Source organism: Asanoa sp. NPDC050611 (genome assembly GCF_040654855.1).
Lineage (GTDB): Bacteria > Actinomycetota > Actinomycetes > Mycobacteriales > Micromonosporaceae > Asanoa.
This window is the reverse complement of the sequence record NZ_JBFAIU010000395.1, coordinates 1-6290: the sequence shown is the minus strand read 5'-3', so window position 1 is coordinate 6290 and position 6290 is coordinate 1. Positions and strand designations below refer to the sequence as shown.

The 6290-nt window shown below is 74.8% G+C and carries 7 protein-coding genes and 1 pseudogene; 6 read left to right on the top strand and 2 right to left on the bottom strand.

Going from position 1 to position 6290, the window contains the following annotated elements:
* Positions 1 to 197 (bottom strand): annotated as a pseudogene (locus AB0H87_RS36190) (amidohydrolase); the annotation flags it as partial.
* A gap of 37 nt (positions 198 to 234) precedes the next feature.
* Positions 235 to 1179, bottom strand: a complete 945-nt coding sequence (locus tag AB0H87_RS36185) for a kelch repeat-containing protein (protein ID WP_360156414.1) — start codon at positions 1177 to 1179, stop codon at positions 235 to 237.
* A gap of 62 nt (positions 1180 to 1241) precedes the next feature.
* On the opposite strand from AB0H87_RS36185, the gene AB0H87_RS36180 reads away from it, so the two are divergent.
* The 6 genes from AB0H87_RS36180 to AB0H87_RS36155 all read left to right on the top strand — a co-directional run.
* On the top strand, positions 1242 to 1628 hold the full coding sequence (locus AB0H87_RS36180) for a VOC family protein (protein ID WP_360156411.1): 387 nt from the start codon (positions 1242 to 1244) through the stop codon (positions 1626 to 1628).
* A 76-nt stretch (positions 1629 to 1704) separates the two neighbouring features.
* Positions 1705 to 2463 (top strand): SDR family NAD(P)-dependent oxidoreductase, encoded by a 759-nt coding sequence (locus AB0H87_RS36175; protein WP_360156408.1) that lies wholly within the window; start codon positions 1705 to 1707, stop codon positions 2461 to 2463.
* Positions 2464 to 2857: 394 nt separating this feature from the next.
* A complete protein-coding gene (locus AB0H87_RS36170; protein ID WP_360156405.1) occupies positions 2858 to 3544 on the top strand; it encodes a sigma-70 family RNA polymerase sigma factor in 687 nt (228 codons plus the stop codon).
* The gene (locus tag AB0H87_RS36165) at positions 3541 to 4254 is read left to right on the top strand and encodes a zf-HC2 domain-containing protein (protein WP_360156402.1); all 714 of its coding nucleotides are present in this window, start codon (positions 3541 to 3543) and stop codon (positions 4252 to 4254) included. The genes AB0H87_RS36170 and AB0H87_RS36165 overlap by 4 nt, the downstream gene beginning before the upstream one ends.
* Before the next feature lie 20 nt (positions 4255 to 4274).
* The gene (locus AB0H87_RS36160; RefSeq protein WP_360156399.1) at positions 4275 to 5951 is read left to right on the top strand and encodes a gamma-glutamyltransferase; all 1677 of its coding nucleotides are present in this window, start codon (positions 4275 to 4277) and stop codon (positions 5949 to 5951) included.
* A gap of 28 nt (positions 5952 to 5979) precedes the next feature.
* On the top strand, positions 5980 to 6290 hold a 311-nt coding region (locus tag AB0H87_RS36155), incomplete at its 3' end, for a hypothetical protein (protein ID WP_360156396.1).

Genomic DNA, 6290 nt, shown 5'->3' with positions numbered 1-6290 from the left:
ACCCGCAGCGTGTCCATGTCGGCGCGCAGCAGGGCGGTCGGGCCGGTGCCGTTGCGCAGGACGCCGACCACGCCGGTGCCGCCGACGCCGGTCGTCGTCGCGTAGCCCGAAGCGCGCAGTCGCTGCGCGACGACCGCCGCCGTGCGGGCCTCCTGGAACGCCGACTCGGGGTCCTGGTGGAGATCGACGAGGTTCACACCGGTGGGTTCGCGCGCGGGCCGTTTCCGGACGGGTCTAGCAGGGACCCAGATCCAGCGCCTCGGTCACGTCGGCGACGTGCAGGCCCGGGTGCGGGCCGCCGGCGAAGGTGTAGAGGGTCGGCCCGACCGTGACCACGCCCAGGCCGTGCCGCGGTGTCGGCAGCGGCGGGAGCGAGCGCCAGCGGCGCGACGCCGGGTCGTAGGCCTCGACCTCGGCGAACGTGCTCCGCTCCTCGCCGCCGACGGCGATCACGAGACCCGTGCAGCTCGCCGCGGCGGACAGGCCGCCGCGGGCCGTCGGCAGGGGAGGCAGGGTGGTCCAGGCTCCGGTCCGCGGGTCGTACGCCTCGAACGCGTCGAGGTTGCCGCCCAGCCCGCCGACCCGGCCGCCCACCGTGTGGACGAGGCCGCCGGAGCCGGCGCCGCCCAGGTGCTCGCGTGGCGTGGGCGGCCCGGGCGCGGTGGACCACCGGTCGGCGGCGGCGTCGTAGACGAGCATCTCCCGCGCGAGCCCGCCCGGCCCGATGCCACCGGCGACGAAGACCCGGCCGTCGACCGCGACCGCCGTGGCGGCGGCCCGCCCGTCCGGCAGAGGCGCCAGCGCCCGCCACGACCCGCCGTCCAGCCGGTACGCGCCGGCCTGCGGCCGCCGGTCCGCGGCGTACCCGCCGAACACGTGGACCGCGCCGTCCACAGTGGCCGCCATCGCGTGGTCGACCGCGACCGGCAGGGCCGGCCCCGGCGACCACCGACCGTCGGCGGTGTCGAACACCTCGACCGTGGCGACCGGTCCACCGCCGGCGACCAGGCCACCGACGACGTGGACCCGCGTGCCCGCGGCGGCCGCGACGACCTCGGTGCGGGTGGTTGGCGCCGGCGCGAGCGACTGCCAGGCGCCGGCGTCCGGCGCGGGCTCCGGAGTGGAGCCGCAGCCGGCCAGCAGCAGCACCGGGACGAGGACCGCGCGGGACAACCGCATCCGGCAAGTCTTCCATCGATCGGGGTGGTGCGCCGCACCGTGCTGGGGTAATGGTTGCCGTCATGACCCATCGCAGCAGGCTCTCCACCATCCTGATCGACGCACCGACCGGGGACGCGGCCGCCGCGGCCGGGTTCTGGTCGCGGGCGCTCGGCGTGCCGGCCCGGCCGGTGCCCGACGAGCCGCAGTACACCTCGTTGCCCGGCGCGCTGCCGGACCTGGTCCTGGCGGTGCAGTCGGTCGACGACGAGCCGCGCTTCCACATCGACATCGAGACGGACGACGTCGCCGCCGAGACCGCGCGGCTGGTCGGCCTCGGCGCGGTCGAGATCGGCCGCTGGCTCGAGTGCCGGACCCTGCGCGCGCCCGGCGGGCACATCCTGTGCGTGATCCCGCCGCACAGCGACAAGGCCACCTTCGAGCGTCTGTCGCAGGTCTGGGAGAGCTAGCTACGCAGATCTGCGTACGCCCGGTGCCGCTCCCCGACAGACGTCGCCGGCCGCCGCGGAGGGGCAGCATGAGGGCATGGACACGACAGCGAACCTCAGCGGCCGCGTGGCACTCGTGACCGGCAGCTCGCGCGGGATCGGTGCGGCCATCGCCGCCACGTACGCCGCGGCGGGTGCCCAGGTCGTGCTGCACGGGCGCGACCATGCGGCACTGGCCGCCGTGCGGGAGCGGATCGGCGGCGACCCCCTGGTCGTGACCGGCGACGTCACCGACACCGGCGACCTCGACCGCATGCACGACCAGATCATGGCGCGGCACGGGCGGGTCGACATCCTGGTCGCCAGCGCCGGCAGCACGACCAGCCGGCCGACGCCGATCGAGGACATCACGCCGGAGAGCTGGCGCGCCGACATCGAGCAGAACCTGACCAGCACGTTCCTCACCGTGCGCCGGTTCCTGCCCGGCATGAAGGAACGCCGTAGCGGCGCGATCATCACGCTGTCGTCGGCGGCGGGACGCAAGCCGAGCGAGCGCACCATCATCGCGTACGCCGCGGCGAAGGCCGGTCTTCAGCTCTTCACCCAGGACCTGGCCGCGCAGGCCGGCCCGTTCGGCGTCCGCGCCAACTGCATCGCGCCCGAGACGATCATGACCGAGACCAACCAGGGCTGGATCCCCGCCGAGACGCAACAGAAGCTGGCGGAGGCACACCCACTGCGCCGCCTGGGTACGCCCGACGACGTCGCCGCGGCCGCGCTCTTCCTCGCGTCGGACGCGTCGAGCTGGATCACCGGCGTCATCGTCGACGTCGCCGGCGGGGCCGTGCTGGCCTAGTCGCCGGCCAGCCGCGCGTGCCACCAACCGACGGCGGCGCCCAGGACGAGGGCCGGCGAGCAGGGCGGTGAAGATCCCCGCCGCCTTGCCCGTGACGATCGGGTAGACGCAGGCCAGCGCCGCCGTCCCGCAGTAGGCGAGCCCGGCGCCCACGGCGACGCGCCGGGCCCGCGAGCGCGCCCGCCGGTGCAGCATCGCGACCGCGATCAGCGCGGCCTTGGCGGTGGGTAATGGCAATCACACGAAGGGTGACTTGCCGCTGCCGATCAGACCGTGCGGCGGTCCACCGGCCCGAAGTCGGACCCGTTCCGGTTGATCCGTCCGGCGCGGACGTCCGTACGGAAGGATGGCCACGGCGCGCAGCCGCTGGCCCCGGTGTCGAGGGAGGTCTGGCATGCACGCGGTCGCCGCGGCTCCCCACGGTGTCGCACCGCCGCCGACGTGGGCCTTCCTGGCCTCGTCACGTGCGGTTCCGGGGGCGGCTACTGACCCCGGGCCAACGACAGGACAGAATGGCCGGGTGCTGCCTCGCGACTCCGGTCATCCCTCCGACGAGCCGGCCGCGGAAGCCAACTCCGACAAGCTCATGCGGCTGCTCTACCAGGAGCACTCCGGCCCGCTGCTGATGTTCGTCCTCCGCCTGACCGGAGGCGACCGCCAGCGGGCCGAGGACGTCGTGCAGGAGACGCTGCTGCGGGCGTGGCGCAACGCGGACCGGCTCGGCACGTCCGGCGAGACCTCACTGCGACCGTGGCTCGTCACGGTGGCCCGCCGCATCGTGATCGACGAGCACCGCAGCGTGATGGCCCGGCCACAGGAGGCGTACGACCAGGATCTGTCGCGGTTCGCCGAGTCGGACGCGACCGAGCAGGTCCTGCGGCGGATGACGATCAGCGCGGCGTTCCGGACGCTGAGCGCGGCGCACCGCGAGATCATCATCGCCACCTACTTCAAGGGCCGGACCCTGCCGGAGGCCGCCGAGGAGCTGGGGCTGCCCATCGGCACGGCGAAGTCCCGGGTCTACTACGCGCTGCGTGCCCTGCGCGCCGCGCTGGAGGCGCGCGAGGTGACCGAGGCATGAGCCGAGAGCAGCACTTCGACGTCGCGTCGTACGCGTTGGGCATCCTCGACCCGGCGGAGACCGAGCGGTTCGAGGAGCACCTGGCCACCTGCTGGGTCTGCGCCGGCGAGCTGGAGTCGTTCCTGCCGGTGGTGGACGCGCTCGGCGACATGAACGGCGCCGACCTCGCCGTGACCGAGCAGGTCGAGAAGCAGGGCGCCCTGCTCGGCCGGGTCATGACCGCCGTCAGCGACGACCGCCGCCGTTCCCGGCAGCGCCGCCTGCTCAGCATCGCGGCCGGCGTGGTGCTGATCGCCTTGTTGAGCGGGTTCGCCCTGTTCGCGGGAGCCCGCTGGGTGGGGCAGCCGGACGTGGTCGCGGCCGCGCCGACGGTCGGGCCGGGCGCGTCGCACAGTGCCACCGACCCGGACACCGGCGTGCACGCCGATCTCGCCGTCGAGTCCCGTCCGTTCGGCACCCGGATCTCGTTCGAGCTGAGCAAGCTGCAAGGCCCGGCGACCTGCCGTCTGGTGGTGTTGACCAGGGACGGCACCACTGAGGTGATCTCCAGCTGGCGGGTCCCGGAAGGCGGCTACGGCACACCGGAGCGGCCGGACCCCCTCCGGCTGCAGTCGGCGACCGCCGCCGCGCTCGACGACATCGAATCCGTGCAGGTGCAGGTGCGCGATGCGGACGGGAGCAACAGCCCACTCGTCACCGTGCCCGTCTGAGACCCTCGAGGGAGCCGCGGTTGTTCACCACCAGGCCGGAGCTGACCGGGACGTTCGGGATGGTGGCGAGCACGCACTGGCTCGCCAGCCAGGCCGGCATGGCGGCGCTGGAGGCCGGCGGCAACGCGTTCGACGCGGCCGTGGCCGCGGGCCTCGTGCTCCAGGTCGTCGAGCCGCACATGAACGGCCCGCTCGGTGAGGTGCCGATCATCGGGCACGCGGCGGCCACCGGTGAGACGTTCGTGGTCGACGGCCAGGGCCCCGCACCCGCCGGCGCGACCATCGACCACTTCGCCGGCCTGGGCCTCGACCTCGTGCCCGGCACCGGACTGCTGCCGGCCTGCGTGCCCGGCGCGTTCGGCGCGTGGCTCGCGCTGCTGCAGGCGCACGGCACGATGCGCTTCGGCGACGTCGCCTCCTACGCGATCGGCTACGCCGACGGCGGCTACCCGTTGCCGACCGGCGCCCGCGACACGATCGCCACGGTCGCCGACCTGTTCCGCACCGAGTGGACCGACTCCGCCGCCGTCTACCTGCCCGGCGGCGCCGTGCCCGTGGCCGGCAGCCGGTTCCGCAACCCGGCGCTGGCCGCCATGTACCGCCGGCTGGTCGACGCGGGCGAGGCCGCCGGCCGGGACCGGGATGCCCAGATCGACGGCGTACGCGCCGCGTTCTACGACGGGTTCGTCGCGGAGACGATCGCGTCCTATCTGGACAAGGCCGAAGCGCTGGACTCCTCGGGGCGCCGGCACAAGGGCGTGCTCGCCCACGGCGACCTGGCCGGGCACCGCACCCGGTTCGAGCAGCCGGTCACGTTCGAATACCACGGCTACACGGTCTGCAAGCCCGGGCCGTGGAGCCAGGGCCCCGTCTTCCTGCAGCAGCTCGCCCTGCTGGCCGGCTTCGACCTGGCCGACCTGCCGACCGACAGCCCGGAGTTCGCGCACCTCGTCGTCGAGTGCGCGAAGCTCGCCTTCGCCGACCGCGAGGCGTTCTACGGCGACCCGCGCAGTGTCGACGTGCCGCTGGCCGCCCTGCTCGGCGACGACTACAACGCCGCCCGGCGCGCGCTCGTGGGTGAGCGCGCCTCGGCGGAGCTGCGGCCCGGCTCGCCCGGTGGCCGGCCGCCCCGGCTGCCGGCCCTGCCGCAGTGGCGCGCCGCGGCGGCGGGCACCGGTGAGCCGACGGTCGCGCGGGACGGGCGCACCCGGGGCGACACCTGCCACCTCGACGTCGTCGACCGGTGGGGCAACCTGGTCTCCGCGACCCCGAGCGGCGCCTGGCTGTCCGTGCGCCGCCCGGGTTCCTGCTCTCCGGCGGGGCGCTCCCCTGCCTCTTTCCTGTGCGTGTCCACCCGTCGCCGACGCCATCGGCGCACGGGTCCGACGCGTTCCGTTCCGGCAGTCGCGTCCCGCCACCCCCACCGGCCCCGGCGCAGCCCCATCCTGGCATCGCCCGGCCGGGTTTCCGTTACGGAGCGGACGGAGGACCACCCGCATGCAGCCCCAGCCCACACCTCAGCCCGATCAGGGCGAGCCCACCTTTGCCGTGCCCGGCCAGCGCCCACCCGGCGACGAGGCACCCCAGTCGGCGCTCGACGCGCTCGCCGCGGCCCAGGCGGCGAACACCGCGACCGAGCCGGTCTCGGCAGCCCTGACCGAGACGACGATCGAGAACCCCGTCATCCGTCCGAGTGATCCGTCGACCACCCAGCCGCTCCCGCCGATGGCGAGCCAGCTGCTCGGCGCACCGGCGGCCGGCGGCACCATCTCGCCGTGGGCAACCGCACCCGCTCCCGCCGAGTCCGAACCGGACGCTGCCGTTGCCGCGGAGACCGACGCTCCGGCCGCGGAAGCCGCCCCGGTCGAGCCGCCGGCGGCCGCGGAGGTCGCTGAGGCGGAGGTTGCCGAGGCTGCCGACGCTGACGCGGACGCCGAGGTCGCAGGCGCTGAGGTCGCGGACGCCAACGCGGAGGCTGAGGTCGCGGACGCGGCGGAGGCTGAGGTCGCGGACGCGGAGGCCGAGGTCGCGGACGC

What these genes read in the sequence shown, in the direction of transcription:
- AB0H87_RS36185 (WP_360156414.1), bottom strand. Translation starts at nt 1,179, where the DNA reads ATGCGGTTGTCCCGCGCGGTCCTCGTCCCGGTGCTGCTGCTGGCCGGC.
- AB0H87_RS36180 (WP_360156411.1), top strand. Translation starts at nt 1,242, where the DNA reads ATGACCCATCGCAGCAGGCTCTCCACCATCCTGATCGACGCACCGACC.
- AB0H87_RS36175 (WP_360156408.1), top strand. Translation starts at nt 1,705, where the DNA reads ATGGACACGACAGCGAACCTCAGCGGCCGCGTGGCACTCGTGACCGGC.
- AB0H87_RS36170 (WP_360156405.1), top strand. Translation starts at nt 2,858, where the DNA reads ATGCACGCGGTCGCCGCGGCTCCCCACGGTGTCGCACCGCCGCCGACG.
- AB0H87_RS36165 (WP_360156402.1), top strand. Translation starts at nt 3,541, where the DNA reads ATGAGCCGAGAGCAGCACTTCGACGTCGCGTCGTACGCGTTGGGCATC.